Origin of the sequence: Streptomyces sp. NPDC014861 (genome assembly GCF_043081625.1) — a bacterium.
GTDB lineage: Bacteria > Actinomycetota > Actinomycetes > Streptomycetales > Streptomycetaceae > Streptomyces.
Genome location: NZ_JBIBWV010000012.1, coordinates 12,512 through 38,222 on the forward strand (window position 1 = coordinate 12,512; position 25,711 = coordinate 38,222).

Annotated in this window: 20 protein-coding genes; 4 read left to right on the top strand and 16 right to left on the bottom strand. The window is 74.2% G+C overall.

The annotated features are described in order from the left end of the window. Positions 1-106 precede the first annotated feature (106 nt). The 7 genes from topA to ACF1BN_RS23085 form a co-directional block, all read right to left on the bottom strand. Complete coding sequence (topA, locus tag ACF1BN_RS23055; RefSeq protein WP_392333481.1) at positions 107-2,929, bottom strand: type I DNA topoisomerase; 2,823 nt, start codon at positions 2,927-2,929, stop codon at positions 107-109. 237 nt (positions 2,930-3,166) lie between these two features. Then, complete coding sequence (locus ACF1BN_RS23060; RefSeq protein ID WP_392333482.1) at positions 3,167-3,364, bottom strand: hypothetical protein; 198 nt, start codon at positions 3,362-3,364, stop codon at positions 3,167-3,169. Positions 3,365-3,527: 163 nt separating this feature from the next. Then, entirely contained in the window at positions 3,528-5,090 is a 1,563-nt protein-coding gene (locus ACF1BN_RS23065; RefSeq protein WP_392333483.1) for a methyltransferase, read from the bottom strand. A gap of 301 nt (positions 5,091-5,391) precedes the next feature. Continuing rightward, complete coding sequence (locus tag ACF1BN_RS23070) at positions 5,392-6,033, bottom strand: small secreted protein (RefSeq protein WP_392333484.1); 642 nt, start codon at positions 6,031-6,033, stop codon at positions 5,392-5,394. Positions 6,034-6,195: 162 nt separating this feature from the next. Further along, positions 6,196-8,529: a sodium-translocating pyrophosphatase gene (locus ACF1BN_RS23075; protein WP_392333485.1), complete on the bottom strand. Its 2,334-nt coding sequence runs from the start codon at positions 8,527-8,529 to the stop codon at positions 6,196-6,198. Between the two features lie 334 nt (positions 8,530-8,863). Beyond that, the gene (locus ACF1BN_RS23080) at positions 8,864-9,331 is read right to left on the bottom strand and encodes an ATP-binding protein (RefSeq protein WP_392333486.1); all 468 of its coding nucleotides are present in this window, start codon (positions 9,329-9,331) and stop codon (positions 8,864-8,866) included. A gap of 12 nt (positions 9,332-9,343) precedes the next feature. Then, positions 9,344-9,697 carry an STAS domain-containing protein gene (locus ACF1BN_RS23085; protein WP_030749286.1) on the bottom strand — a complete coding sequence of 118 codons (354 nt, stop codon included), beginning with the start codon at positions 9,695-9,697 and terminating at the stop codon, positions 9,344-9,346. An 80-nt stretch (positions 9,698-9,777) separates the two neighbouring features. On the opposite strand from ACF1BN_RS23085, the gene ACF1BN_RS23090 reads away from it, so the two are divergent. Next, positions 9,778-12,297, top strand: a complete 2,520-nt coding sequence (locus ACF1BN_RS23090; RefSeq protein ID WP_392333487.1) for a DEAD/DEAH box helicase — start codon at positions 9,778-9,780, stop codon at positions 12,295-12,297. Positions 12,298-12,457: 160 nt separating this feature from the next. Here the strand turns inward: ACF1BN_RS23090 and ACF1BN_RS23095 are convergent, their stop codons facing one another. From ACF1BN_RS23095 to ssd, 7 genes are read right to left on the bottom strand one after another with little or no spacing between them, the layout of a single operon-like run. Continuing rightward, entirely contained in the window at positions 12,458-12,847 is a 390-nt protein-coding gene (locus ACF1BN_RS23095; RefSeq protein WP_392333488.1) for an Rv3654c family TadE-like protein, read from the bottom strand. Continuing rightward, positions 12,844-13,245, bottom strand: coding sequence for a TadE family type IV pilus minor pilin (locus ACF1BN_RS23100; RefSeq protein ID WP_392333489.1), 402 nt, complete (start codon positions 13,243-13,245; stop codon positions 12,844-12,846). Before ACF1BN_RS23100 ends, ACF1BN_RS23095 begins: the two co-directional genes overlap by 4 nt. Continuing rightward, positions 13,232-13,495: a DUF4244 domain-containing protein gene (locus ACF1BN_RS23105; RefSeq protein WP_392333490.1), complete on the bottom strand. Its 264-nt coding sequence runs from the start codon at positions 13,493-13,495 to the stop codon at positions 13,232-13,234. The genes ACF1BN_RS23100 and ACF1BN_RS23105 overlap by 14 nt, the downstream gene beginning before the upstream one ends. 8 nt (positions 13,496-13,503) lie before the next feature. Further along, positions 13,504-14,298: a type II secretion system F family protein gene (locus tag ACF1BN_RS23110; RefSeq protein WP_392333491.1), complete on the bottom strand. Its 795-nt coding sequence runs from the start codon at positions 14,296-14,298 to the stop codon at positions 13,504-13,506. Then, positions 14,288-15,154, bottom strand: coding sequence for a type II secretion system F family protein (locus tag ACF1BN_RS23115; protein WP_392333492.1), 867 nt, complete (start codon positions 15,152-15,154; stop codon positions 14,288-14,290). The genes ACF1BN_RS23110 and ACF1BN_RS23115 overlap by 11 nt, the downstream gene beginning before the upstream one ends. Next, positions 15,151-16,371 carry a TadA family conjugal transfer-associated ATPase gene (locus ACF1BN_RS23120; RefSeq protein ID WP_392333493.1) on the bottom strand — a complete coding sequence of 407 codons (1,221 nt, stop codon included), beginning with the start codon at positions 16,369-16,371 and terminating at the stop codon, positions 15,151-15,153. The genes ACF1BN_RS23115 and ACF1BN_RS23120 overlap by 4 nt, the downstream gene beginning before the upstream one ends. Beyond that, positions 16,368-17,570, bottom strand: a complete 1,203-nt coding sequence (ssd, locus tag ACF1BN_RS23125; protein ID WP_392333494.1) for a septum site-determining protein Ssd — start codon at positions 17,568-17,570, stop codon at positions 16,368-16,370. The genes ACF1BN_RS23120 and ssd overlap by 4 nt, the downstream gene beginning before the upstream one ends. Before the next feature lie 450 nt (positions 17,571-18,020). Between ssd and ACF1BN_RS23130 the strand changes: the two genes are divergently transcribed. Beyond that, positions 18,021-18,872 (top strand): HAD family hydrolase, encoded by an 852-nt coding sequence (locus ACF1BN_RS23130; RefSeq protein ID WP_392333495.1) that lies wholly within the window; start codon positions 18,021-18,023, stop codon positions 18,870-18,872. A gap of 334 nt (positions 18,873-19,206) precedes the next feature. On the opposite strand, the gene ACF1BN_RS23135 is transcribed toward ACF1BN_RS23130, so the two are convergent. After that, on the bottom strand, positions 19,207-20,025 hold the full coding sequence (locus ACF1BN_RS23135; RefSeq protein WP_392333496.1) for an oxidoreductase: 819 nt from the start codon (positions 20,023-20,025) through the stop codon (positions 19,207-19,209). Positions 20,026-20,127: 102 nt separating this feature from the next. Between ACF1BN_RS23135 and ACF1BN_RS23140 the strand changes: the two genes are divergently transcribed. Continuing rightward, positions 20,128-21,111: an ATP-binding protein gene (locus ACF1BN_RS23140; RefSeq protein ID WP_392333497.1), complete on the top strand. Its 984-nt coding sequence runs from the start codon at positions 20,128-20,130 to the stop codon at positions 21,109-21,111. A gap of 265 nt (positions 21,112-21,376) precedes the next feature. Here ACF1BN_RS23140 and ACF1BN_RS23145 read toward each other — a convergent pair whose 3' ends face one another. Beyond that, complete coding sequence (locus tag ACF1BN_RS23145; RefSeq protein WP_392333498.1) at positions 21,377-22,696, bottom strand: hypothetical protein; 1,320 nt, start codon at positions 22,694-22,696, stop codon at positions 21,377-21,379. 218 nt (positions 22,697-22,914) lie between these two features. Between ACF1BN_RS23145 and ACF1BN_RS23150 the strand changes: the two genes are divergently transcribed. Further along, on the top strand, positions 22,915-25,407 hold the full coding sequence (locus ACF1BN_RS23150; RefSeq protein WP_392333499.1) for a SulP family inorganic anion transporter: 2,493 nt from the start codon (positions 22,915-22,917) through the stop codon (positions 25,405-25,407). The last annotated feature ends 304 nt before the right edge of the window (positions 25,408-25,711 follow it).

Genomic DNA, 25,711 nt, shown 5'->3' on the forward strand with positions numbered 1-25,711 from the left:
GTCCACCCTATCCGGACCCCCTTGGTCACCGGGTCCCTAGCCGAACAAACGTAGGAAGGGCGAGAGCATCGCTCCCGCCCTTCCCTCCTGACCCGTGCGGCCGGGACTACTCCGGCTTGGCCGCCGCCGCCTTCTTCGCTGCGGTGGTGGTCTTCTTGGCGGCCGTCGTGGTCTTCTTCGCCGCCGTCTTCTTGGCCGCGGTGGTCTTCTTCGCGGCCGTCTTCTTGGCCGCGGTCTTCTTCGCCGGGGCCTTCTTGGCGGTCTTCTTGGCCGGTCCCTTGGCGCGCTTCTCGGCGAGCAGCTCGTAGCCTCGCTCGGGCGTGATCGTCTCGACGCTGTCGCCGGTGCGCAGGGTCGCGTTGGTCTCGCCGTCGGTGACGTACGGGCCGAAGCGGCCGTCCTTGACGACGACGGGCTTCTCGCTGACGGGGTCGGTGCCGAGCTCCTTCAGCGGGGGCTTGGCGGCGGCCCGGCCACGCTGCTTGGGCTGGGCGTAGATCGCCAGCGCCTCCTCCAGCGTGATGGTGAAGAGCTGGTCCTCGCTGGTCAGCGACCGCGAGTCGGTGCCCTTCTTCAGGTACGGGCCGTACCGGCCGTTCTGCGCGGTGATCTCGACGCCCTCGGCGTCGGCGCCGACGACGCGCGGCAGCGACATCAGCTTGAGCGCGTCCTCCAGGGTGACGGTGTCCAGGGACATCGTCTTGAAGAGGGAGGCGGTGCGCGGCTTGACCGCGTTCTTGCCGGTCTTCGGGGTGCCGTCGGGCAGCACCTCGGTGACGTACGGGCCGTAGCGGCCGTCGCGCGCGATGACCGGGTTGCCGCTGACGGGGTCGGTGCCGAGTTCGAAGTCGCCGCTGGGCTTGGCGAGCAGTTCCTCCGCGTAGGCGACGGTCAGCTCGTCGGGGGCGAGGTCGTCGGGGACGTCGGCCCGCTGGTGGCCCTCCTCGTCCTTCTCGCCGCGCTCGACGTAGGGGCCGTAGCGGCCGACGCGGAGCACGATGCCGTCGCCGACGGGGAAGGAGGAGATCTCCCGGGCGTCGATGGCGCCGAGGTCGGTGACGAGTTCCTTGAGGCCGCCGAGGTGGTCGCCGTCGCCGTTCCCGGCGTCGGCGGCGCCGCCGATCGGGGCCTCGCCCTCGCCGAAGTAGAAGCGCTTCAGCCACGGCACGGACTGGGCCTCACCGCGGGCGATGCGGTCGAGGTCGTCCTCCATCCGGGCGGTGAAGTCGTAGTCGACCAGCCGGCCGAAGTGCTTCTCCAGCAGGTTGACCACGGCGAAGGAGAGGAAGGACGGCACGAGGGCCGTGCCCTTCTTGAAGACGTAGCCGCGGTCGAGGATGGTGCCGATGATCGAGGCGTACGTCGACGGGCGGCCGATCTCGCGCTCTTCCAGCTCCTTGACCAGGGTGGCCTCGGTGTAGCGGGCGGGCGGCTTGGTGGCGTGGCCGTCGGCGGTGATCTCCTCGGCGGTGAGCGCGTCGCCCTCGGCGACCTGCGGCAGGCGCCGCTCGCGGTCGTCGAGCTCCGCGTTCGGGTCGTCGGCGCCCTCGACGTACGCCTTCATGAAGCCGTGGAAGGTGATGGTCTTGCCGGAGGCCGAGAACTCGGCGTCACGGCCGTCGGCGGAGGTGCCGCCGATCTTCACGGTGACCGAGTTGCCGGTGGCGTCCTTCATCTGGGAGGCGACGGTCCGCTTCCAGATGAGCTCGTACAGCCGGAACTGGTCGCCGGTCAGGCCGGTCTCGGCCGGGGTGCGGAAACGATCACCCGAAGGCCGGATCGCCTCGTGCGCCTCCTGCGCGTTCTTGACCTTGCCGGCGTAGACGCGGGGCTTCTCCGGCAGGTAGTCGGCGCCGTACAGCTGCGTCACCTGGGCGCGGGCCGCGGCGACGGCGGTGTCGGAGAGCACGGTGGAGTCCGTACGCATGTAGGTGATGAAGCCGTTCTCGTACAGCTTCTGCGCCACCTGCATGGTCGCCTTGGCACCGAAGCCGAGCTTGCGGCTGGCCTCCTGCTGGAGGGTCGTGGTGCGGAAGGGCGCGTACGGGGAGCGGCGGTACGGCTTCGACTCGACCGAGCGGACCGCGAAGCGGGTGTCGGCGAGGGCGGCGGCGAGCGCGCGGGCGTTCGCCTCGTCGAGGTGGAGCACCGTGTCGCTCTTCAGCCGGCCGTCGGCGCCGAAGTCACGGCCCTGGGCGACCCGCTTGCCGTCGACCGCCGCGAGGCGCGCGACCAGCGTGGACGGGTCCGAGGCGTCACCGGCGCGGCCGGTGGAGAAGGTGCCGGTGAGGTCCCAGTACTCGGCGGAGCGGAAGGCGATGCGCTCGCGCTCGCGCTCGACGACGAGCCGGGTGGCGACGGACTGCACGCGGCCCGCCGACAGCTTCGGCATGACCTTCTTCCACAGGACCGGCGAGACCTCGTAGCCGTAGAGGCGGTCGAGGATGCGTCGGGTCTCCTGGGCGTCGACCATCCGCTGGTTGAGCTCGCGCGGGTTGGCGACGGCCTCGCGGATCGCGTCCTTGGTGATCTCGTGGAAGACCATCCGGTGGACGGGGACCTTGGGCTTGAGGACTTCCTGGAGGTGCCACGCGATGGCCTCGCCCTCGCGGTCCTCATCGGTGGCGAGGAAGAGCTCGTCGGACTCGGCCAGCAGCTCCTTGAGCTTCTTGACCTGCGCCCGCTTGTCCGCGTTGACGACGTAGATGGGCTGGAAGTCGTGCTCGACATCGACGCCGAGGCGGCGCACCTCGCCGGTGTACTTCTCCGGCACCTCGGCGGCGCCGCTGGGGAGGTCACGGATGTGCCCGACGCTCGCCTCGACGACGTAGCCGGGGCCGAGGTAGCCCTTGATCGTCTTCGCCTTGGCAGGCGACTCGACGATGACGAGTCGGCGGCCGCCGTGTGCGGTCTCGCTGGTCGGGGACAACTTCGCTCTTCTCTCCGGTCGACGCGGTCTGCGCTGGCACGCACGTCAGCGGCACCCTCGGTGACGCTGGCGTCGCTGCGGAGTGTGACGGTACAACCCGCCCCCGTGTCAAACAGGGAAAGCCCGCAACGGCCACTCGAACGGTAACCCGACTCCTGCCCTTCCTGCCGCCCGGACTGCCGGACCGGCGGGGCGACCGGGTGTGGAGCGCGTCTCAGCGGGTGGCGCGGGCGAGGCTCAGAGGCGGCCGAAGCACCAGACGCCGAGGGCCAGGGAGAGGGCTCCGGCGAGGCCCGCGACGAGGGCCGCGGCCCGGGGGGCGACGCCGAGCGCGACGGGCTCGCCCTGCCGGACGCGGACCGTGGTCCACAGCAGCAGAGCGCCCCCGAACAGCGCGAACGCCGCTCCCGCGAAGATCGCCGGCCCGCTCTCCATGCCCGTACCCGCTTCCCGTCCCGGCGCCGTACCCGCGGGTCTCTTCCTCTCCCGGGGTGTCCTGGAAGGGAGGCTGACAGCTTCCGGCGTCAGGGACGCGAATTCCGGGTGAACGACGCGGGCCGGGTCGGCCGGTTTCACGAAGATGGCCGGTAGTGCCCCACTACTCCGCGGTGCGCCCCTCCGCCGGAAGCAGGGATTCCGGAGTGATGAAGCCCTCCTCGACGAGGAGGCGGACGGCCTGCGGGGTGCGGTCCCGCAGCAGCACCGGGTCCTCGCCCATGAGCTGGGCGATCGCGTCGAGGATCCGGCCGGCGCTGAGGGTGCCGTCACAGACGCCCGCGAAGCCGGCGCCGACGTGGTCGACCCGGGTGGCGCGGCGCATGCCCCGGTTCTGGCGCAGGACGACGTGCTCGGGGTCCTCGGCGCCGGGCAGCCCGACCTGCTCCTGCACCACCTCGGGGGCGAGGGTGAAGCTGTCGGCGAGGAGGGCGGCGTCGTCGTGCGTGCGGAGGTACTCCTGGCGCTCGAAGTGGGCGCGGACCGTCGGGCCGAGCGGCTGCTCCACCGGGTGCGGCCACTCCTCGATCACGATCGACGGCTCGGCCTTCCCGGCCGCCACCTCCGGGTCGCGGCGCAGGGTGATCCAGCCGAAGCCGATCGAGCGGGTCCCGCTCGCCTCGAAGGCGTCCATCCAGCGGTCGTACGCCGCCCGGTAGGCCTCCGGGTCGCCGCGGTGGTCCCCGCTGTCACGCAGCCACAGCTCGGTGTACTGGGTGACGTCCTGCACCTCGCGCTGGACGATCCAGGCGTCGCAGCCGCGCGGCACCCAGGAGCGCAGCCGGTCCTGCCACTCCTCGCCCTCGACGTGCTGCCAGTTGGCGAGGAACTGGGCGTACCCGCCGTCGTTCAGCCGCTCTCCGGCCTGCTGAACGAGGGTGCGGCACAGGTCGTCGCCGCTCATCCCGCCGTCCCGGTAGGTGAGTCCGGCGCCAGGCGAGATCACGAACGGCGGGTTGGAGACGATCAGGTCGTACGTGTCGCCGTCGACCGGCTCGTACAGCGAACCCTCCAGGAGCTCGGCCTCGCGGGCCCCGGAGAGGGCGAGCGTCAGCCGGGTGAAGTCCAGCGCCCGCGCGTTGAGGTCGGTGGCGGTGACCAGGGTGCTGTGCCGGGCGGCGTGCAGGGCCTGGATGCCGGAGCCGGTGCCGAGATCGAGCGCGGCGGCGACCGGGGTGCGGACGGTGAGGCCGGCGAGCGTGGTGGAGGCGCCGCCGACGCCGAGGACGACCCCCTCCTCCTTGCTGCCGATGCCACCGGCACCGCCGACGGCGCAGCCCAGGTCGGAGACGATGAACCAGTCCTCGCCGTCCGGGCCGCCGTACGGCCGGACGTCGACGGTCGCGCGCACGGCGCCCGCCTCCTCGGCCACCCAGCCGTCGGCCAGGGCCTCCGCCAGCGGGAGCGCGGCGGCGGCCCGCTCGGACTCGACGTCCTGCTGGAGCAGGAAGAGCCGGACGAGGGTCTCCAGCGGGGAGCCGCCTCGGGTGGCGCGCAGGGCGGGCACGGTCTCGCTGCGGGCGAGCGCGGCGTAGGCGGGGGCGCCGAGCAGGTCGAGCAGGCCGTCGGCGGTGAAGTCCGCGGCGAGCAGGGCCTCGCGCAGTCGGGCGGCGTGCGCGGGCACCGGGAGGCTGGTGGTCAGGCTGGTCGTACTCACGGGCTCCATTGTGACGGCCGCCGCCGACAACCGGGGCACCGACAGCCCGACGCCCACCCACCGCCGGCGACCGGCCCCGGCGGACGAACGGTCGGCCTCGGCGGCCGGGGCCGGCGGACCGACGGCCGGCGTCGGCGGCCGGGGCCCGCGGACCGGCGGTCGGCATCGGCAGGCGGGCCGGCGGACCGGCGGTGGGCATCGGCGGACGGCCGCCGGACTGCCCGGTGGCTGTTCGCCCGGCTCGCCGCGCCGGCCTGTGCCGCGCCGCCGACCCGTGTCGCGCCGTGTCGCGCCGTGCCGCCCGCTCCTGCTACTCGGCGGAGGCGGAGGGCTTCGTCTTCGGCGTGGTGGACGCGGAGGGCGTGGCCGTGGAACCCGCCTTCGGGGAGGCGGAGCCGGTCGGCGGCACCGACGGGGTCGGCTTCTGGCAGCCCGGCTGCTTCGCCATGGCCTGGCCCAGCTCGCCGTTCTCCAGGGTGGCCAGCGCGTTCTGGTCCATCTTCTCGATCTTGGTGAGGCCGTCGGCGACGTCCTTCAGTCCTTCGGCGAACTTCTGCTGGTTCGACGGGTCGAGCGCGTCGACCTGCTTCTTCAGCGCGTCGTAGGCGACGGCGGTCGCGTTGAGCTCCGCGATGACGTCCTTCTGGGTCTTCTCGCCGTTCTCGACCGGCGGGACGCCCGCGGTCTCCACGGCCTTGGCCAGCGCCCGGTCGGCGTCCGCGATGTCCTTGAACGCCTTGGAGTCGGCGGCCTGGATCTCCGCCGGACGGCTGTCGGCCGCGGTCGAGATGATGATCTGGTGGGCGTCGGCCCGCTTCTGGATCTGCGGCTTCGCCTGGTCGCAGAAAGACTTGGCCCAGTCGTTGACCTTGTCGCCGTCGTCGCTGCAGCCGGACAGCACGAGTACCAGTACCGCACCGCCGGACAGCGCTGCCGCAAGCTTCTTGTTCACCGGATCGGTCCCTTCCAAGACTCTCGGCCCCGGAACATACACGCCGCGCGGACGACTTCCACCTTTCGTACGATGGATTCCTCCCGTGTTGAATCCGTTTGAACCAAGCGGCGCCAGGCCTCCGGGCACCCCGGACGCCCGGGAAATGAGACGGACGCCACGTCAGGCGACGGTCACCGGACGCCGCTTGGAAACCAGGACGGCCACCGCCACGACGAGGAGCGCCAGGACGGCGATCCCGGCCCGCGCCCAGGGGTTCGCGTCCTCGCCGTACCCGAGGCGGACCACCGCCGGGGCGATCAGCAGCGCCACCAGGTTCATCACCTTCAGGAGCGGGTTGATCGACGGCCCCGCGGTGTCCTTGAACGGGTCGCCCACCGTGTCGCCGATCACCGTCGCCTCGTGCGCCGCACTGCCCTTGCCGCCGTGGTGACCGTCCTCGACCAGCTTCTTCGCGTTGTCCCAGGCGCCGCCGGAGTTGGCGAGGAAGACCGCCATCAGCGCGCCGGTGCCGATCGCCCCGGCGAGGTACGCGCCGAGCGGGCCGACCCCGAGCGCGAAGCCGACGGCGACCGGCGCGAGGACGGCGAGCAGCCCGGGCGTGGCGAGTTCGCGCAGCGCGTCCTTGGTGCAGATGTCGACGACCCGCCCGTACGCGGGGGTCTCGCTGCCGTCCATGATCCCGGGGTGCTCGCGGAACTGCCTCCGCACCTCGAACACCACCGAACCGGCGGACCGGGAGACCGCGCTGACGGCCAGTCCGGAGAAGAGGAAGACGACGGCGGCGCCGAGGATCAGCCCGACGAGGTTGTTGGGCTGGGAGATGTCCATGGAGAGGGTCAGCTCGCCGGCCCGGGCGCCGACCTCGGCGACCGAGCCGGCGATGGCGTCCCGGTACGAGCCGAAGAGTGCCGCGGCGGCGAGGACGGCGGTCGCGATCGCGATGCCCTTGGTGATCGCCTTGGTGGTGTTGCCGACGGCGTCCAGCTCGGTGAGCACCTGCGCGCCGGCGCCCCGCACGTCCCCGGACATCTCCGCGATGCCCTGCGCGTTGTCGGCGACCGGGCCGAAGGTGTCCATGGCGACGATCACGCCGACGGTGGTGAGCAGCCCGGTCCCGGCGAGTGCGACCGCGAAGAGTGCCAGCATCACCGAGGTGCCGCCGAGCAGGAACGCGCCGTAGACGGAGAGGGCGATGAGCAGCGCCGCGTAGACGGCGGACTCCAGGCCGATGGCGACGCCGGCGAGGACGACGGTGGCGGGGCCGGTGAGCGCGGAGCGGCCGATGTCCTGGACGGGCCTGCGGCCGGTCTCGGTGAAGTAGCCGGTGAGCCGCTGGATGAGCGCGGCGAGCACGATGCCGATGGCGACCGCGACGAGGGCGAGGACCCGGGGATCGCCGTCGTGGCCGGTCAGCCCCGGTTCGGTGACGCCGGCCAGCTCGGCGTAGGACGACGGCAGGTAGACGAAGGCGGCGACGGCGACGAGGGCGAGGGAGACGACCGCGGAGACGAAGAAGCCGCGGTCGACGGCCCGCATCCCGCCCCGGTCGGAGCGGCGGGGCGCGACGGCGAGGATGCCGACCACGGCGGTGAGCACGCCGATCGCGGGCACGATCAGCGGGAAGACCAGGCCGTGGTCGCCGAAGGCGGCCTTGCCGAGGATGAGGGCGGCGACCAGGGTGACGGCGTACGACTCGAAGAGGTCGGCGGCCATGCCCGCGCAGTCGCCGACGTTGTCGCCCACGTTGTCGGCGATGGTGGCGGCGTTGCGCGGGTCGTCCTCGGGGATGCCCTGCTCGACCTTGCCGACCAGATCGGCGCCGACGTCGGCGGCCTTGGTGAAGATGCCGCCGCCGACCCGCATGAACATGGCGATGAGGGCGGCGCCCAGGCCGAAGCCCTCCAGGACCTTGGGCGCGTCGGCGGCGTAGACGAGGACGACGCAGGCGGCCCCGAGCAGCCCGAGGCCGACCGTGCACATGCCCACCACCCCGCCGGTGCGGAAACCGATCCGCATGGCCCGGTGAGCGGCCTCGGCGGGGTCGCGGCCGGGCTCGCCGGGGGCGGGGGCGGCCTCCCGGGCGGCGGCGGCGACCCGGACGTTGGCACGGACGGCGAGGCGCATCCCGACGTACCCGGTGAGCGCCGAGAACAACGCGCCGACCAGGAAGAACAGCGAGCGGCCGGCCCGCTGCGACCAGGAGTCGGCGGGGAGCGCCATGAGGAGGAGGAAGACGACGACGGCGAAGAGGCCGATGGTGCGCAGCTGGCGGGCGAGGTAGGCGTTGGCGCCCTCCTGCACGGCGGCGGCGATCCGCCGCATCGCCGGGGTGCCCTCGTCGGCCTTGAGCACCTGGCGGCCGAAGAGCCGGGCGGTGACCAGTGCGGCGAGGGCGACTCCGGCGACGACGTAGACGATCGTCCGGTTCCCGCTGGTGAGCACCGCCGCGGCGAGGGCGGCGGGGGCCTGGGCCATTTCCGGTTCCGGGTGCATGGGCACGGATCATAGGCAGCCGAAGCAGGACAGAACGGCCCTCTCGGGCGGCACCCCGCAGGAATCCATCGATTGCCCCGGAGACGCGGGCACGCGAAGAGGCCCCGCCACGGGGGCGGGGCCTCTTCGCACACGACTCCACCGCGCGGGCGAAGCCTCTGCTCACGCGCCTCCACCACGAGGGCGGGACGGGGTCAGGGCGGAACGCCCGTACCCCACCTCGGCCCCGGGACGGCGTCAGGACAGGACGCCCACACCCCCGGCCACGAGGGCGCGGGGCGGGGCAGGACGACACGTCCACGTCCGCCTCGGCCACGGGGGCGTGGAGGCGGCGTCAGGACAGGATGTCCACGTCCGCCCCGGCCTGGGTGGTGGGCCAGCTCATCCGGATGGTGCCGCCGTCCTCGCCGGCGGTCACCTCGACGTCGTCGACGAGCCCGCGGATCACCGCGAGACCCATCTCGTCCTCACCGTCGGCGTCCGCCTCCTCGGCGGCCTCCGCCGGGTCGCCGGCACGCGCGCCGGGCACACCGCCGGCGGCCGCGCCGGCACCGGGCACCTCGTCGCCGACCTCGATGGAGAACGTCTTCTCCGCCTCGATCAGCACGACCCGGATGGGCGTGGTGACGCCGTTGCTGCGGTGCAGCCCGACCGCACGGGAACACGCCTCGCCGACGGCGAGCCGCACCTCGTCGAGGACCGCCTCGTCCACCCTGGCCCTGCGGGCGACCGCGGCCGCCACCAGGCGGGCCGTACGGACGTGCTCGGGCTGGGCACTGAAGCGGAGTTCAACGGTGGCCATGGGATCCCCCGGTCAGTCGACCGCGTTGACGGCCTCGTCGACCGACGTGTGGATCGGGAAGACCTTGGTGAGGCCCGTGATCCGGAAGATCTTGAGAATGCGCTCCTGGTTGCAGACCAGGCGCAGCGAGCCCTCATGGGCACGCACGCGCTTCAGGCCACCCACGAGCACGCCGAGACCGGTGGAGTCGAGGAAGTCCACTCCCTCCATGTCGACGACCAGGTGGTAACTGCCGTCGTTCACCAACTCGACCAACTGCTCGCGCAGCTTGGGCGCGGTATACACATCAATCTCGCCACCGACCTCGACGACCGTACGGTCGCCGCCAGCTCCGGGCACAGTGCGAGTCGACAGGGACAGGTCCACGGATCCTCCAGCACCTTGCTATCGGGCGTTCGCCCCCTCGGATCTCCCGGACGGAGTCGGAGAACGAATCGCCAGCCGCCATGGCATTCAATCACTTACCTGCAGCCATGCACGACGCCTTGGAAGCATTGTCCGTCACGCCGGTGACACACTCGGTGCCGATGGCCATGAATCACCGCACCGCTCGACCCGCCGGAGACACGGGCAGCCGCCCCTCCCCGCACCGGGTCCTCGAACGGCTCACCTCCGGCGAGAGCCGGGCCGCGCGCATCACTCATATGGAGCACATGCCCGCCCGGACGGGCCGCCATGCCGTCTGGCCGGACCGCATCCGCGCAGAGGTGATCGCCGCGATCCGGGACGCCGGGATCGAGCATCCCTGGGCCCACCAGGCCGAGGCCGCCGAGCACGCCCTCGACGGCGAGTCCGTGGTGATCGCCACGGGAACCGCCTCGGGCAAGTCGCTCGCCTACCTCGCACCCGTCCTCTCCACCCTCCTCGACGGCGCGGAGGCCCCGAACGGGCGCGGCGCGACCGCCCTCTACCTCTCGCCCACCAAGGCCCTCGCCGCCGACCAGCACCGCGCCGTCCGGGAGCTCGCCGCCCCGCTCGGCAACCGCGTCCGTCCCGCCGTCTACGACGGGGACACCCCGGTCGAGGAGCGCGAGTGGGTCCGCCAGTACGCGAACCACGTGCTCACCAACCCCGACATGCTGCACCGGGGCATCCTCCCCTCCCACCCCAGGTGGTCCTCCTTCCTGCGCTCCCTGCGCTACGTCGTCATCGACGAGTGCCACACCTACCGGGGCGTGTTCGGCTCCCACGTCGCCCAGGTCCTGCGCCGGCTGCGCCGGGTCTGCGCCCGGTACGGCTCCGAGCCGGTCTTCCTCCTCGCCTCCGCCACCTCCGCCGACCCGGCCCGCGCCGCCGGACGCCTCATCGGCCTGCCCGTCACCGAGGTCTCCGACGACGCCTCCCCCCGCGGCGAACTGGTCTTCGCCCTGTGGGAACCGCCCCTCACCGAGCTTCAGGGCGAGCGCGGCGCCCCGGTCCGCCGCACCGCCACCGCGGAGACCGCCGACCTGCTCACCGACCTCACCCGGCAGGGCGTCCGCTCGGTCGCCTTCGTCCGCTCCCGCCGCGGCGCCGAGCTGATCTCGGTGATCGCCCAGGAGCGGCTCGCCGAGACCGACCGGGCGCTCGCCCGGCGCGTCGCCGCCTACCGGGGCGGCTACCTGCCGGAGGAGCGTCGCGCCCTGGAGCGTGCCCTGCACTCCGGGGAACTCCTCGGCCTTGCCGCCACCACCGCCCTGGAGCTGGGCGTGGACGTCTCCGGCCTCGACGCCGTCCTCATCGCCGGCTACCCCGGCACCCGGGCCTCGCTGTGGCAGCAGGCGGGCCGGGCGGGCCGCTCCGGCGAGGGCGCCCTCGCCGTCATGATCGCCCGCGACGACCCCCTGGACACCTTCCTCGTCCACCACCCCGAGGCGATCTTCGACCAGCCGGTCGAGTCGACCGTCCTGGACCCCGACAACCCCTACGTCCTCGCCCCCCATCTCTGCGCCGCCGCCTCCGAGCTCCCGCTCACCGAGACCGACCTGGCTCTGTTCGGCCCCGCCGCGCCCGGTCTCATGCCCCAGCTGGAGGCGGCCGGACTGCTCCGCCGCCGCGCCGGCGGCTGGTACTGGACCCGCCGCGAGCGGGCCGCCGACCTCGCCGACATCCGGGGCGGCGGCGGCAACCCGGTCCGGATCGTCGAGGAGGGCACCGGCCGGCTCCTCGGCACGGTCGACGAGGCCGCCTCCCACACCGCCGTCCACGAGGGCGCCGTCCACCTCCACCAGGGCCGCACCTACCTGGTCCGGAAGCTGGACCTGGAGGACTCGGTCGCCCTCGTCGAGGAGGCCGTCCCGCCGTACTCGACCGTCGCCCGCGACACCACCTCCATCCGCGTCCTGGAGACCGACACCGAGATCCCCTGGGGTTCGGGCCGCCTCTGCTACGGCTCCGTCGAGGTCACCAACCAGGTCGTCTCCTTCCTGCGCCGCCGGCTGATCACGGGCGAGGTGCTGGGCGAGACCAAGCTCGACCTGCCGCCCCGCACCCTGCGCACCCGGGCCGTGTGGTGGACGGTCATGGAGGACCAGCTCGACGCCGCCCGGATCACCCCGGAGATCCTCGGCGGCGCCCTGCACGCCGCCGAGCACGCCTCCATCGGCATGCTGCCGCTCTTCGCCACCTGCGACCGCTGGGACATCGGCGGCGTCTCCGTCCCGCTCCACCCGGACACCCTGCTGCCGACCGTCTTCGTCTACGACGGCCACCCGGGCGGCGCCGGGTTCGCCGAGCGCGCCTTCCACACCGCCCGGGCCTGGCTCGCCGCCACCCGCGAGGCGATCGCCTCCTGCGAGTGCGAGGCGGGCTGCCCCTCCTGCATCCAGTCCCCCAAGTGCGGCAACGGCAACGACCCCCTCCACAAGCGAGGCGCCGTCCGCCTCCTCACGGAACTCCTCCGCGCGGCACCGCCGGAGGGCGCCGAGGAGGAGGCGACGGGAGAAACGGGAGAGACGGTGGCGCCCACCGAACTCGGGCCCGCGTAGCCAGAGCCCGGAGCCGCGACAGAGGCCATGGCCCTCGCCGGAACCAGAACCGGTACCCGGACCGGGGAGCCAGAGCCCAGGGCGGCGGCAGAGCCCGTGCCCCTCGCCGGTACCGGTACCGCGAAGCCTGAGCCCAGAGCGGCGGGAGGCGCCGCGGCTCCTACCGGAACCCGGACCGCGGAGCCAGAGCCCCGGGCGGCGGGAGAGGCAGTGGCTGGGCAGGGCCCGCCCGCGCCCTGACCGTCGGCGTCCAGGGCCCTCGGACCACCCGCGCCGTCACCTCCGCCTCCGCCCCGGTCACGGCGCACCGCACCACTTCGGCGCCCTGTGCGGCGGCGACCCGCGCGGCCGCCGCGCACGCCCGCGGCTCGCCCCACGGGGCCCGGTCCGCCGCGGCCAGGGCCGCGAGATCGGCCGCTCCGCCCGCCCTGTGCCGTGCGGCCACCGCCTGCCCGAGCGCCAGCACCGCCCCGAAGACCACACAGAGCGCGCAGGCCGTGAAGGCCGTCCACACGGTCGCGGCACCCCGATCGCCGGCGCCACGCCTCACACCGCACCACCTCCCCCGGCCTCGGGCCCGATCCCGACGCCGATCCCTGCTCCCACCGCGTCCTCGGCGAGCGCAGCGGCCCCGGCGCGCAGGGTCACGCCCAGGCCGCCCGGTCCCGGCGCGGCCGTCTCCACCGTCACCCGCCACAGCTCCCCGTCCCGCACGACCGCCACCCGGGCTCCGTCGGGTGCGGCGGCCCTGGCGGCGGCGGTCACCGCCTCCGCGGGCTCCGACCGGGCCGCCGCCCGCGCCCCGGCCCTGGCGGCGTCCACGCACCGGATCTGCGCGGCGGACGCCACCAGCGCCCACAGCAGGGCCATCGCGAAGAGCGCCAGCACCGGCAGCACGATCGCCGCCTCCACCGTCACCGAGCCCCGGTCGCCCTCAGAACGGCGCATCGAGGGCCTTCATGACCATCGACTCCAGGGCGCCGGAGACGCTCGCCCCGGTCACGACCTTGGAGAACATCACGGCCACGCCGGCCGCCGTGAGCAGGCCGAGCGCGTACTCGACGGTGCTCATCCCGTTGTCGGTCCGCAGCGCCGCCCGCCGGGTCTCCCAGAAGGTCCCCAGCGCCTTCCGCGCCCACGTGTACGTCTTTCCCATCTCGATCTTCCTTCCGTCCTCGTCGCTCTTGTTCGTCGTCATGTCCGTCCTCAGGGGCCGAGCAGGCCCGATGCCAGGCCGATCACCACCGGGGCCACCCCGACCACGAGGAACGCGGGCAGGAAGCACAGCCCCACGGGGGCGCTGATCAGCACCTGGGCCCGGCGGGCCCGTGCCGTGGCGGTACGGGCGCTCGCCGCCCGCAGTCCGGCCGCGTGCCGGGCGACGGCGTCCGCGGCGGGTGCCCCGGAGGCACCGGCCCGTTCCATGCAGCGGGCGAGCCCCTCGGCGCCCGGTATCGCGCCGAACCTCGCCCACACCTCGGCCGGTTCGCCGCCGAGCCGCAGTTCGGCGGAGGTCCGCAGCAGCCGCTCGCCGAGCGGCCCGCCCATCGACCTCCCCACGGCCTCCGCCGCCTCCCCAGGCCCTGCCCCGGCCGAGGCGCAGGCCGCCAGCAGATCGGCCGCCTGGGGGAGTTGCCGTACCGCCTCCAGGTCGACGGCCGACGCCCGGGAGGCTTCGGTCCGGTGCGTCCACCACCGGGCGCCCAGGGTCCCGCCCGCGCCCGCCACGAGCGCCGCGGGCCACCCGAGGAGCATCCAGGTGCCCAGGACTCCCCCGGCGACGGCGGCCCGCACCGGCCCCGGCACCCGCCTCAGCCCGGCCGCCAGACGGGCCGGGACCCCTCGCGCGGCGGGCCGTTTCTCGGGAAGCGCCGCCAGGGCGGCGAGCCGCCGGCGGGCGCCCCGCTCCCGCCGCGCCCGTCCTAGCCGCAGCCAGGCACGGACGAGGATCCAGCAGAGCAGGAGCAACAGCACCGCCGACCGCGTCAGTTCACTCCGCATCGGCACCGCCTCCCCGCACGATCCGGGCGGCCCACCACAGCCCGACCGCTTCCAGCCCGCAGCCGACGAGGAGGCAGATCCATCCGGCGGGGGTGTGGAGCAGGACCCGCAACGGGTCGGCGCCCATGGTCGCGCCCAACCCGATGCCGGCCACCGGGAGGGCCGCGAGCACGGCCACCGTGGCCCAGGCCCCGGCCAGTTCGGCCCGCAGACCCTCGCGCCGTTCGTGCCGCTCGCGGAGGGCGGCCTCCAGCCGGTCGAGCCCGGCCGCCAGCCCCGCCCCGCTGTCGACGGCCACCTGCCAGCAGGCCGCCAGGCCCGCGAGCCCCTCGGCGCCCTCCCGGCGGGCCGCCGCCCGCAGGGCCTCCGGCACGTCGCCGCCGAAGCCGACCGCGGCCAGCACCCGCGCCTCCTCCGGGCCGAGGGCGCCGGTGCGGCGTGCCGCGTGGGCGAGGGCGGGGCCGGGCTGCAGGCCGGCCCTCAGCTCGCCGCCGGCGGCCTCGCACAGGGCCACCACGCTCCCGGCCAGCGCCTCACGCTCCTTGCGCCGGGAGGCCGCCCGCAGGCGGCGCCGCACCAGCGGGACCGCCAGGGCCCCTGCGGCCAGCGGCAGCGGCGACTCCCCCAGGAGCGCGACCAGCGCGGCGACGGGCAGGCACAGCCACTCGGGCCGCCCCCGAGCCGCCGCCCACCAGCGCTCCGCGATCGCCCGGCCGGTGGCACCGCCCCCGTGGACCGTGCCCGGGCCCAGAAGGACCGCCGCCCGGCGGACCGCCCGCCGGCGGCCCGCCGCCTGCCAATAGGCGAGGAGGACGCAGACCCAGACGCAGGTGACGGAGAACTCCGCGGCCGTCACGGGGCACCCCCGACGAGCGCGCGCAGCCGGGGCCAGCCGCGCTCCCGCTCGAACCCGGCCGGGTCCCAGCGGAGCGCGGGCACCGTCCGCACCAGGCCGGCGCGGTCCCGCTCCAGCACATGGACCTCGGCGATCCGGCGCCGCCCGTCGCGGTCGCGCGCCAGGTGCAGCACGGCGGACAGTCCGGCGCCCAACTGGCTGTGCAGGGCGGCCCGGTCGAGCCCGGCGGCCGTGCCGAGGGCTTCGAGCCGGGCGGGCACGTCGGCGGCGGTGTTGGCGTGAAGAGTCCCCGAGCCGCCCTCGTGGCCCGTGTTGAGGGCCGCCAGGAGGTCGACGGCCTCGCCGCCGCGCACCTCGCCGACCACCAGCCGGTCGGGCCTCATCCGCAGGGCCTGCCGGACGAGATCCCTGAGGGTGACCAGTCCGGCGCCCTCCTGGTTCGGCGGCCGGGCCTCCAGACGCACCACGTGGGGATGGTCCGGGCGCAGCTCGGCCGAGTCCTCGGCCAGGACGATCCGCTCCCGCTCGCCCACCAGACCGAGCAGCGCCGCCAGAAGCGTCGTCTTGCCGGTGCCGGTGCCACCGCTGACCAGATACGACACCCGGGCCTCGATCAGCGCGCGCAGCACCCGGTCGCCGCCGGGCGGCACGGTGCCGGCCGCGGTCAGTTCGTCCAGGGTGAAGGCCCGCGGGCGCACCACCCGGAGCGAGAGGCAGGTGGAGCCGACGGCGACGGGCGGGAGGACCGCGTGCATGCGGGTGCCGTCGGGCAACCGCGCGTCCACCCACGGCCGGGCGTCGTCGAGGCGGCGCCCGGCCACGGCGGCGAGCCGCTGGGCGAGCCTGCGGACGGCGGCGGCGTCGGGGAAGACGACGGGCGCCCGCTCCAGGCCGGCACCCCGGTCGACCCAGACCCGGTCCGGCGCCGAGACGAGCACATCGGTCACGTCGGGGGCGGCCAGCAGGGCCTCCAGCGGTCCCGCGCCGGTCAGTTCGCAGCGGAGCTCCTCGGCGGCTCCCAGCACCTCGGCGTGCCCCAGCAGCCGGCCCTGGGCGCGCAGCGCGGCGGCCACCCGGGCCGGGGTCGGTTCGGCGCCGCTCGCCGCGAGCCGCTGCCGCACGGCGTCCAGGAGTCCCGTGCCGCCCGCCCGCGCGTCCGGGGCGCCACCGCGCGGGACGGTCGCCGTCCCGGTGTCCCCCACGCCCGTCCCCGTCATGCCGCACCTCCGGTGGGCAGCGCGCGCTCCCAGAAGGCGGCGCAGAAGCGGCCGAGCGGCCCCCGGGGCTCGGCGCCCGGCGGGACGCCCGCGTCCTGGTCGGTCACGATGCCGGGGTCGTAGGGGAGTTCGCCGGCGAGCGGCAGCCGCAGCGCGTCGGCGACCCAGCGCTCGTCGAGGCCCGCCGCGTACGGTCCCCGGACCACGGCCCGCAGGTCGCGCACGAACAGGGAGAGGGTGTCGGTGATCCGATGGGCGGCGGCGACCGCCCGCAGCTCGCCGGGGACGACGAGGAGGCCGAGGTCGAGCTGGGCCAGGGTCTCGGCCCCGGCCTCGTCGACGGCGCGCGGCAGGTCGACCACGACGACCCCGCCCCGGCGTCGGGCCGCAGCGAGCACGGACCGGACCGCTTCGGGCGGTACGGCGGCGGTGGGCTCCCGGCCCCAGCTGAGCACCCGGACGCCCCGGGCGGCCGGCAGCGACTCCGCCAGGGCTCCGCCGGCCAGGCGTCCCTTCGAGGCGGCGAAGTCGCCCCAGCGCCTGCCCTTCTCCCGCTCGGCGCCGAGGAGCACGTCGAGCCCTCCGCCGAGCGGGTCGCCGTCGACGAGAAGGGTCGGCCTGCCGGTGCGGGCGGCGGCGAGGGCGAGCCCGCAGGCGAGGGTGGAGGCACCGGCCCCGCCCCGCCCGCCGACGACGCCGACGGTCAGCGCGGTCCTGCCGACGTCCTCGGCGGCGTCCGCGATCCGGTCGACGAGTAGGGACTCGGCGCCGGGGAGCCGCAGGACGCTGTCGGCGCCGAGCTCGACGGCGAGCCGCCACACGGCCGGATCGTCCTGGGCGCGTCCGACGAGGACGACCCCGGGCCTGCGAGTGGCGCCCCGGCAGCGGGCCGCCGCGTCCTCGCCGACCAGGACGAGCGGAGGATCGGTCCAGCTCGCTCGCCGCTCGGGCACCCGGTGGTGGACCTCGGGCTCGACGCCGGCCGCGGCGCACAGCCGCAGCAGGTCGTCGAGGAGGACGACGTCCTCGGTGACGATCAGCGGGCCGACCGCCCGCACCCCTTCGCCGCCCCGTGCCCCTTCGCCGCCCCGCACCCCTTCGCCGCCCCGTGCCCCTTCCTCGCCCCGCGCTCCGCGCGGGCCCCGCCTCGCGTCCCCGTGCTCCGCTCCGCCCGTGCGGGAAGCCGTCGGCTCCTGCATCGCGCCCACCCCTCTCGTGATTCCTGTCGGCCGCGAACTTCGCGACGGGAATCACGGTGAGGCCGCCGGGGAAATCGTGCGGAGGCCACCGAAAAACTGTGGACAATCCACCGCCTGTGAATATCTCGACCACCCGTCCGAGGACTGCCCGGAACGCAGTCCGCCGGTTACTCTGAGTGATGAATCGAGAGATCGCCGCGCCGGGGGCGGCCGGACACGCGGCGGCGGGAGAGAGGGGAGCGAGCGATGGCTCAGCGGGTGAAAACGGGTCCGGACATGCGACGACCCCCGCCGGGGGGGAGAGCGGGGGTCGTCTTTCCGGCCGACTCGGGGGGGGAGGAGCCGGACCGGGTTAGCACGGTCGCGAACGATCCGTGACTTCCATGGTGTACCCGAGAGGCTTCTCAGGCAAACCCACGCGCCACAGCGTACGCCGAATGGCGGGCACCTATGCTCAGCGTTGTGGAAAACCACTCCTTGCCGCGCACAGCTGCCTTCTTCGACCTGGACAAGACGGTCATTGCGAAGTCATCGACGCTGACCTTCAGCAAGTCCTTCTACCGGGGCGGGCTGATCAGCCGCCGCGCCGCCCTGCGGACGGCCTACATCCAGTTCGTGTTCCTTGTCGGCGGGGCCGACCACGACCAGATGGAGCGGATGCGCGAATATCTTTCCGCGCTCTGCAAAGGCTGGAACGTGGCCCAGGTCCGGGAACTCGTCGCCGAGACCCTGCACGACCTGATCGACCCGATCATCTACGACGAGGCCGCCTCGCTCATCGAGGAGCATCACGCCGCCGGCCGCGACGTCGTGATCGTGTCCACCTCCGGTGCCGAGGTGGTCGAGCCGATCGGGGAGATGCTCGGGGCCGACCGGGTCGTCGCCACCCGGATGGTGGTCGGCGACGACGGGTGCTTCACCGGCGAGGTGGAGTACTACGCCTACGGCCCGACGAAGGCCGAGGCGGTCCGCGAGCTGGCGAAGTCGGAGGGGTACGACCTCTCCCGCTGCTACGCCTACAGCGACTCGGCGACCGACCTGCCCATGCTGGAGGCCGTCGGACACCCGTACGCGGTCAACCCGGACCGGACGCTGCGCCGCGAGGCGGTCGCCCGGGAGTGGCCGGTGCTGGTGTTCAACCGGCCGGTGCGGCTGAAGCAGCGGCTGCCGGACTTCCGGATGCCGCCCCGTCCGGCGCTGATGGCCGCGGCGGCGGTGGGAGCGGCGGCGGCCACCGCGGGGCTGGTCTGGTACGCCACCCGGCGGCGGCACCGGGCCGCCACGGCCCTCGCGGGGCGCTGACCGCTCCCCCGTCTCCGCGCGGCCCGGAAAGAGGGCAAAGAAGCGGAGCCACCACTTTCGCTTATCGGCGGACAGGAGTAGAAAGGAATCAGGCCCGCGAGACCTGGGACATCCGAGAGGATCACCTGTTGAGCATCAAGGCCCCACGGACCTGACGCACGAAAACCCGGCACCCACGCGACGTCGACCCGTCGATTACGGGCCAGCCGCACCAGGCGAAGGGCAAAGCAACCCCGCCTGATGGGCACATATCGAGGACGCTTGGTAACTGGGTGGCCGTGCCAGCGGCGGTACTGATTCTCGGTACCGCCGCAACCCATGTCCGGGGGTGTCCTCAGGCCGCGCCGCGCTGGAGCGCCTCGCAGACCGCCGTCGACTCCCGGACTCCCAGTTCCACCGCGCGCCCGCAGTGCGCGATCCAGGCGCCGACGCCCTGCGGGGTTCCGGTCAGATACCCCTCGAGGGCGGCCGCGTAGGCGGCCCGGCCCTGTTCGGCGTGGCCGACCTCGGCGGGGCAGATGCCCTTCGGGTCGAGACCGCTGCCTTCCAGGACGATCCGCTCCGCGGTCCGGGCGACGAGCCCGTTGTGCGAGGTGAAGGGGCGCAGGGCGAGCAGTTCGCCGTGGACCACGGCGGAGACGACGAGCGCCGGGGCCTCGCTGCCGTTGACGACGAGTTCGGCGAGGCCGTCCAGCCGGGCGGCGACCTCGTCGGGGCCCGGCAGGGAGGCTTCGATCAGCGGCTCGACGACGGTCTCGCCGGCCTGACGGGGACGGCCCGTCGAGTCCTCGTGCTCGCCCGCGGCGACCAGGTGCAGACGGGCCAGCACCCGGAGCGGCGACTGGCGCCAGATGGAGAGCAGTTCGCCCGCCTCGGCGCTCAGCCGGAGGGCGGCGCCGACGGTGCGGGCCTCGGGGTCGGCGCTGAAGTCGGTCCGGCGCCGGACCTCCTCCAGGGCCCAGTCGGCCCCGGCCAGCGCGGCCGAGCCGCGGGCGCCGCGGAGAGCGGCCTCGTGGGCGATCTCGTTGCTGCGGCGGCGCATCACACGGTGGCCGTAGACCCGGTCGACGGCCTTGCGTACGGAGTCCACCGCATCGGCTACGCCCGGCAGGGTGCCGAGGGCGGCCAAGGGGTCAGAGGCGTGCGTACTCATAGGTAAGGAGGCTACGCGCCCCGGGGGCCCGCCCCACGATGGAGTGGTCTTCTTCATAGACCTTGACCACTCGGCGCGTTCATACCACTACGCTAAGTGAACATGAAGATCGCTTTCGTCGGGAAGGGCGGCAGCGGCAAGACGACGCTGTCCTCGCTCTTCGTCCGCCACCTCGCCGCCACCGAGTCCCCCGTCGTCGCCGTCGACGCGGACATCAACCAGCACCTGGGGGCCGCGCTCGGTCTCTCCGAGGACGAGGCGGCCGCGCTGCCCGCGATGGGGGCGCACCTGCCGCTCATCAAGGAGTACCTGCGCGGCAGCAACCCGCGGATCGTCTCCGCCGAGACGATGATCAAGACGACGCCGCCCGGGGAGGGTTCGCGGCTGCTGCGGGTCCGCGAGGAGAACCCGGTCTACGAGGCGTGCGCCCGGCCGGTCCGGCTGGACCCCGGCGAGGTGCGGCTCATGGCGACGGGGCCGTTCACCGAGGCGGACCTCGGGGTGGCCTGCTACCACTCGAAGGTCGGCGCGGTGGAGCTGTGCCTGAACCACCTGGTGGACGGGGCGGGCGAGTACGTGGTCGTCGACATGACCGCGGGCTCGGACTCCTTCGCGTCCGGCATGTTCACCCGCTTCGACATGACCTTCCTGGTCGCCGAGCCGACCCGCAAGGGCGTCTCGGTGTACCGCCAGTACAAGGAGTACGCGCGGGACTTCGGCGTCGCACTGAAGGTCGTCGGGAACAAGGTGCAGGGTCCGGACGACCTGGACTTCCTGCACCAGGAGGTCGGCGAGGACCTGCTCGTCACGGTCGGGCACTCGGACTGGGTGCGCGCCATGGAGAAGGGCCGGCCGCCGCGCTTCGACCGGCTGGAGCCGGAGAACCAGCGCGCGCTGGGCACCCTGCGGGAGGCGGCGGACGACTCGTACGCGCGCCGCGACTGGCGCCGCTACACGAGCCAGATGGTCCACTTCCACCTCCGCAACGCGGAGAGCTGGGGCAACGCCAAAACCGGGGCCGACCTGGCGGCGCAGGTCGACCCCGACTTCACCCTCGGCGAACCCACCACCGCCGCCACCCGCTGACGGCGGCGGCCCGGACCCCGGGGCTCACCCTCGGCACCCCCGCACCACCGCCGCCACCCGCCGACGGCGGCCCGGGCCGGGGCCCACACCGGCAACCCAGTGCCGCTGCCGCCACCCGCCGAAGGCGGCGCGGCGCGGGGCAGGCCCCGGCTCGCCCTCGGCGGACCCGCTCGGCGCACCCGCCGCCGGTGGCGGACCCGGCGGCCGGGCCGTCATGACTCGGGGGCGCTCCGGCGCGGCAGGGTGTGCGGCCCGGGGGCGGAGGTCACGCCTTGGAGGCAGGCTTCGCCGCGGGGGCGGTCGCCGGGGCCGGGGGCTGCTGGGCGAGGAAGGCGGTCCAGCCGCCGGGCGGGGCCTCGCCCACCTTCAGGGTCCGCATCTTGGCGATGACGGCCGGGTCCTGGGCGTCGAGCCAGTCCGCGAGCTGGCGGAAGGAGACGCACTCGACGTCCTTCTGGACGCAGACCGTGGCGATGGTCTCCTCGATGGCGCGCATGTAGGTGCCGCCGTTCCAGGACTCGAAGTGGTTGCCGATGACGACCGGCGCCCGGTTGCCCTGGTAGGAGCGCTGGAAGGCCTGGACGAGGCCGTCGCGCATCTGGTCGCCCCAGTAGCGGTGCATGCCCGGGTCGCCCTGGGTCGTCCCCGGCGACTGGTTGACCATGAAGTTGTAGTCCATGGACAGGGTCTGGAAGGCGCGGCCCGGGACCGGCACGAGGTGCATGGACAGGTCCCAGATGCCGCCGTCCTTCTCCGGCCAGATCTGGTCGTTGACACCGCTGGTGTCGTAGCGGAAGCCCAGCTCGGCGGCGGCCTTCACGAAGTTCTCGCGCCCTTCCAGGCAGGGCGTGCGGGCGCCGACGAGCTCCTTGTCGTAGTCGAAGGGGAGCGGCTGCTCGGCGCGCAGGCCCGAGTGGGTCTTCCAGTTCTTGACGAAGGACTTGGCCTGCCGGATCTCGCTCTTCCACTCCTCCACGGACCACGTGCCGACGCCGCCCTCGGCGCCGCAGAAGTGCCCGTTGAAGTGGGTGCCGATCTCGTTGCCCTCCAGCCACGCGCCGCGCAGTTCGCGGACGGTGGCGCGGATGCCCTCGGTGTCGTTGAAGCCGATGTCGGAGCGGCCCGCGTTGTGCTGCGGCGGGTCGTACAGCGCCCGCTTCTCCTCCGGCAGGAGGTACACGCCGCTGAGGAAGTACGTCATGGTGGCGTCGTACTTCTTGCCGACGTTCCGGAAGTGGGAGAAGAGCTTCTGGCTGTCCTCGCCCGCTCCGTCCCAGGAGAAGACGACGAACTGCGGCGGGGCCTCGCCCGGCTTCAGCTTCTTCCAGGTCGGCTGGTGCGGCTGGGCGCCGGTGTGGGCGGTGGAGCCGTCACCGATCAGCCGGACCGCGTTCTCCGGCGCGGCGGCGGGGCCCTTCTTCCCGGCGCCCGTCCCGGTCTTCCCGGCGCCGGCTCCGGGGGCGCCCCCGTCCGGTGGCCCGGCCGGCTCCGAGCAGCCGGCGAGACCGCCGATCAGGGCGACGACCAGGACGCCGGCGGCCAGCGCCTTCCTGCGGAACGTACTTCCTCGCGCGGCGGCTGACATCCGCCCACCTCTCTCCTCCGACGACGGCCTTCGAGCGCCGTCAACGTCGCACCGCACCCGCCGGAGTGATGAAACGACAAGCGGCCCTTCGCCCTCCAATCACCGAAATAGGTGAATCCTTGACCTGTTTGCCCCGAAAATAATGCCGGAGACTTTACTCTTCGTTACGATTCATTTACTCAGAGTTGAGGTACCCGTTCGGCCCCGGAGGAGACCGGATGACCCTCTGCACCCCTGCCCGCACCACCAACCGCCCCCGCGTCCAGCGGCCCCACAGCCCGCCCGGCGGCCGCCGCTTCCGCCCCGCCGGCGCGGACGTCTCCGCGTCGATCGCCGTCTTCCTGATCGCGCTGCCGCTCTCGCTCGGCATCGCCCTCGCCACCGGAGCCCCGCTCCAGGCCGGACTGGTCGCCGCCGCCGTCGGCGGACTGGTGGCCGGCCGTCTCGGCGGTTCCCCGCTCCAGGTGAGCGGCCCCGCCGCCGGCCTCACCGTCGTCACCGCCGAGCTGATCCAGCGGTACGGCTGGCGCACCACCTGCGCCATCACGGTCCTCGCCGGACTGGCCCAACTCGCCCTGTCCGCCCTGCGGGTGGCCCGCTCGGCGCTCATGGTCTCGCCCGCCATCGTGCACGGCATGGTGGCCGGCATCGGCGTCACCATCGCCCTGGCCCAGCTCCACATCGTGCTCGGCGGCACCCCGCAGAGCTCCGCCGTGGCCAACGTCCTCGGCCTGCCCGCCCAGTTGGCGGACGCCGGGCCCGCCTCGCTGCTCATCAGCGGGCTGACCGTCGCCGTGCTGCTCGGCTGGCCCCGGCTGCCGGGCCGCGCCGGCGCGTGGGCGCGCAAGGCCCCGGCCGCACTGGTCGGCGTCGGCGGCGCGACCCTGCTCGCGGTGGCCGCCGGGATCGGCGTGCCCCGCGTCGACCTCCCGTCCTGGAGCAGCCACGCGCTGCCGGGGCTGCCCGACGGCCCCGTGCTCGGCATCGCCGCCGGCGTGCTCACGATCACCCTGGTCACCAGCGTGCAGTCGCTGCTGTCGGCCGTCGCCGTCGACAAGCTCGTCGCCGCCCGCCCGGACCGGGGCCGGGGAGTCCCGCGTGCCGCCCTCGACCGCGAACTGGCCGGGCAGGGCGCGGCCAACATGGTCTCCGGGGCGCTCGGCGGCCTCCCGGTCGCCGGGGTCGCGGTCCGCAGCGTCGCCAACGTCTCGGCGGGCGCGGTCAGCCGCGCCTCGACCATGCTGCACGGGCTGTGGATCGTGCTGGCCGCCCTGCTGCTGGTGCCCGCCATCGACCTGATCCCGCTCGCCGCGCTCGCCGCGCTCGTCATGGTCGTCGGCATCCAGATGGTGAGCATCACCCACATCCGCACGGTCACCCGCCACCGCGAGGTCGTGGTGTACGCGGTGACCGTGAGCGGGGTCGTCCTGGTCGGCGTCCTGGAGGGCGTCGCCCTCGGTATCGCGGTCGCCGTCGCGGTCGCGATGCAGCGGCTGGCCCGGACCCGGATCACCCGGGAGGACCGCGAGGGGAGCCAGCTGCTGCGCGTGCGCGGCCAGTTGACCTTCCTCGCGGTGCCGAGGCTGAGCCGGGCGCTGCACCAGATCCCCGCGGGCTCGGCGGTGACGGTGGTGCTGGACGGCTCCTTCATGGACCACGCCGCGTACGAGACGCTGAGCGACTGGACGGCCGGCCACCTGGCGCACGGCGGCACGGTCGAGATGAGGGGCCCGACCGGAGGCCGTATCACCGGCTCCCCCGGCTCCCCCGGCACCCGCGTCCCCGAAGCGGACCCCCTGGCCGATCCGGCGGCCGATTCCCCGGCCGCCCCCGGTACGGGCCCCGCCCCGGCCCCGAGGACGCTCCCCGCGTCGCTCGCCGGACCGCTCGCCGCGCAGGAGGGGTCCGTCCACGCCTCCCCGCACGCCTGCTGCCGCCCCTGGACGCCGTGGCACAACCACCAGTGCGCCGAGCGGCCCGTCCCGCCGCCCGAGTTCGTGGCCGAGGAGGAGCCGGCGCGGCCGACGGGGCACCAGCTGGCCCACGGCATCGGCAAGTTCCAGCGGAACACCGCCCCGCTGGTCCGGGACGAGCTGGCCCGGCTGGCGCGGGAGGGCCAGAGCCCCTCCCAGCTCTTCCTCACCTGCGCCGACTCCCGGCTGGTCACCAGCATGATCACCTCCAGCGGCCCCGGCGACCTCTTCACCGTGCGCAACGTCGGCAATCTGGTCCCGCTGCCCGGCGAGGAGAGCCGCGACGACTCGGTGGCGGCGGCGATCGAGTACGCGGTGGAGGTGCTGCGGGTCCAGTCGATCACCGTCTGCGGCCACTCCGGCTGCGGAGCCATGCAGGCCCTGCTCGGCGCCGGTCCCGACGAGCCGACGACCCCGCTGCGCCGCTGGCTGCGGCACGGCCGGCCGAGCCTGGAGCGGATGGCGAGCCGCCGCCACGCGTGGGCGCGGATCTCCGGGCGGCTGCCGGCTGACGCGGTGGAGCAGCTCTGCCTCACCAACGTCGTGCAGCAGCTGGAGCACCTGCGGGCGTACGAGTCGGTGGCGCGGCGGCTCGCGGACGGCAGCCTCACCCTGCACGGGATGTACTTCCACGTGGGCGAGGCGCAGGCGTACCTGCTCTCCGGGGACGAGGTGCGCGGTTACGACGACGTCTTCGACAGCGTCCCGCCGGCGGTCCTGGCGGCCCGGGCCTCCTGACGTCCGGGCCTCGGCCTCCGGCGGTCCTGGCGGCCCGGGCCTCCTGACGTCCGGGCCTCGCCCTCCGGCGGTCCTCACCGCCCGGCCTCCTGACGGCCGGCCTCCGGCGGTCCTCCCGGCCCGGGCTCCCTGACAGCCGGGGCCCCGGCCTCCGGCGCCTCCCACCCCGCGAGAGCGGGGATCCCGCGCGTCCTGAACCTTCCGCGGCGCGCGTCCGTGAGACTGTGTGGCCCCTTCTCCCTCCGCTCGGGACGAAGGGGCCACCGTCCGTCAAGACACTCACAGGTCTAAACCAATTCCCCGG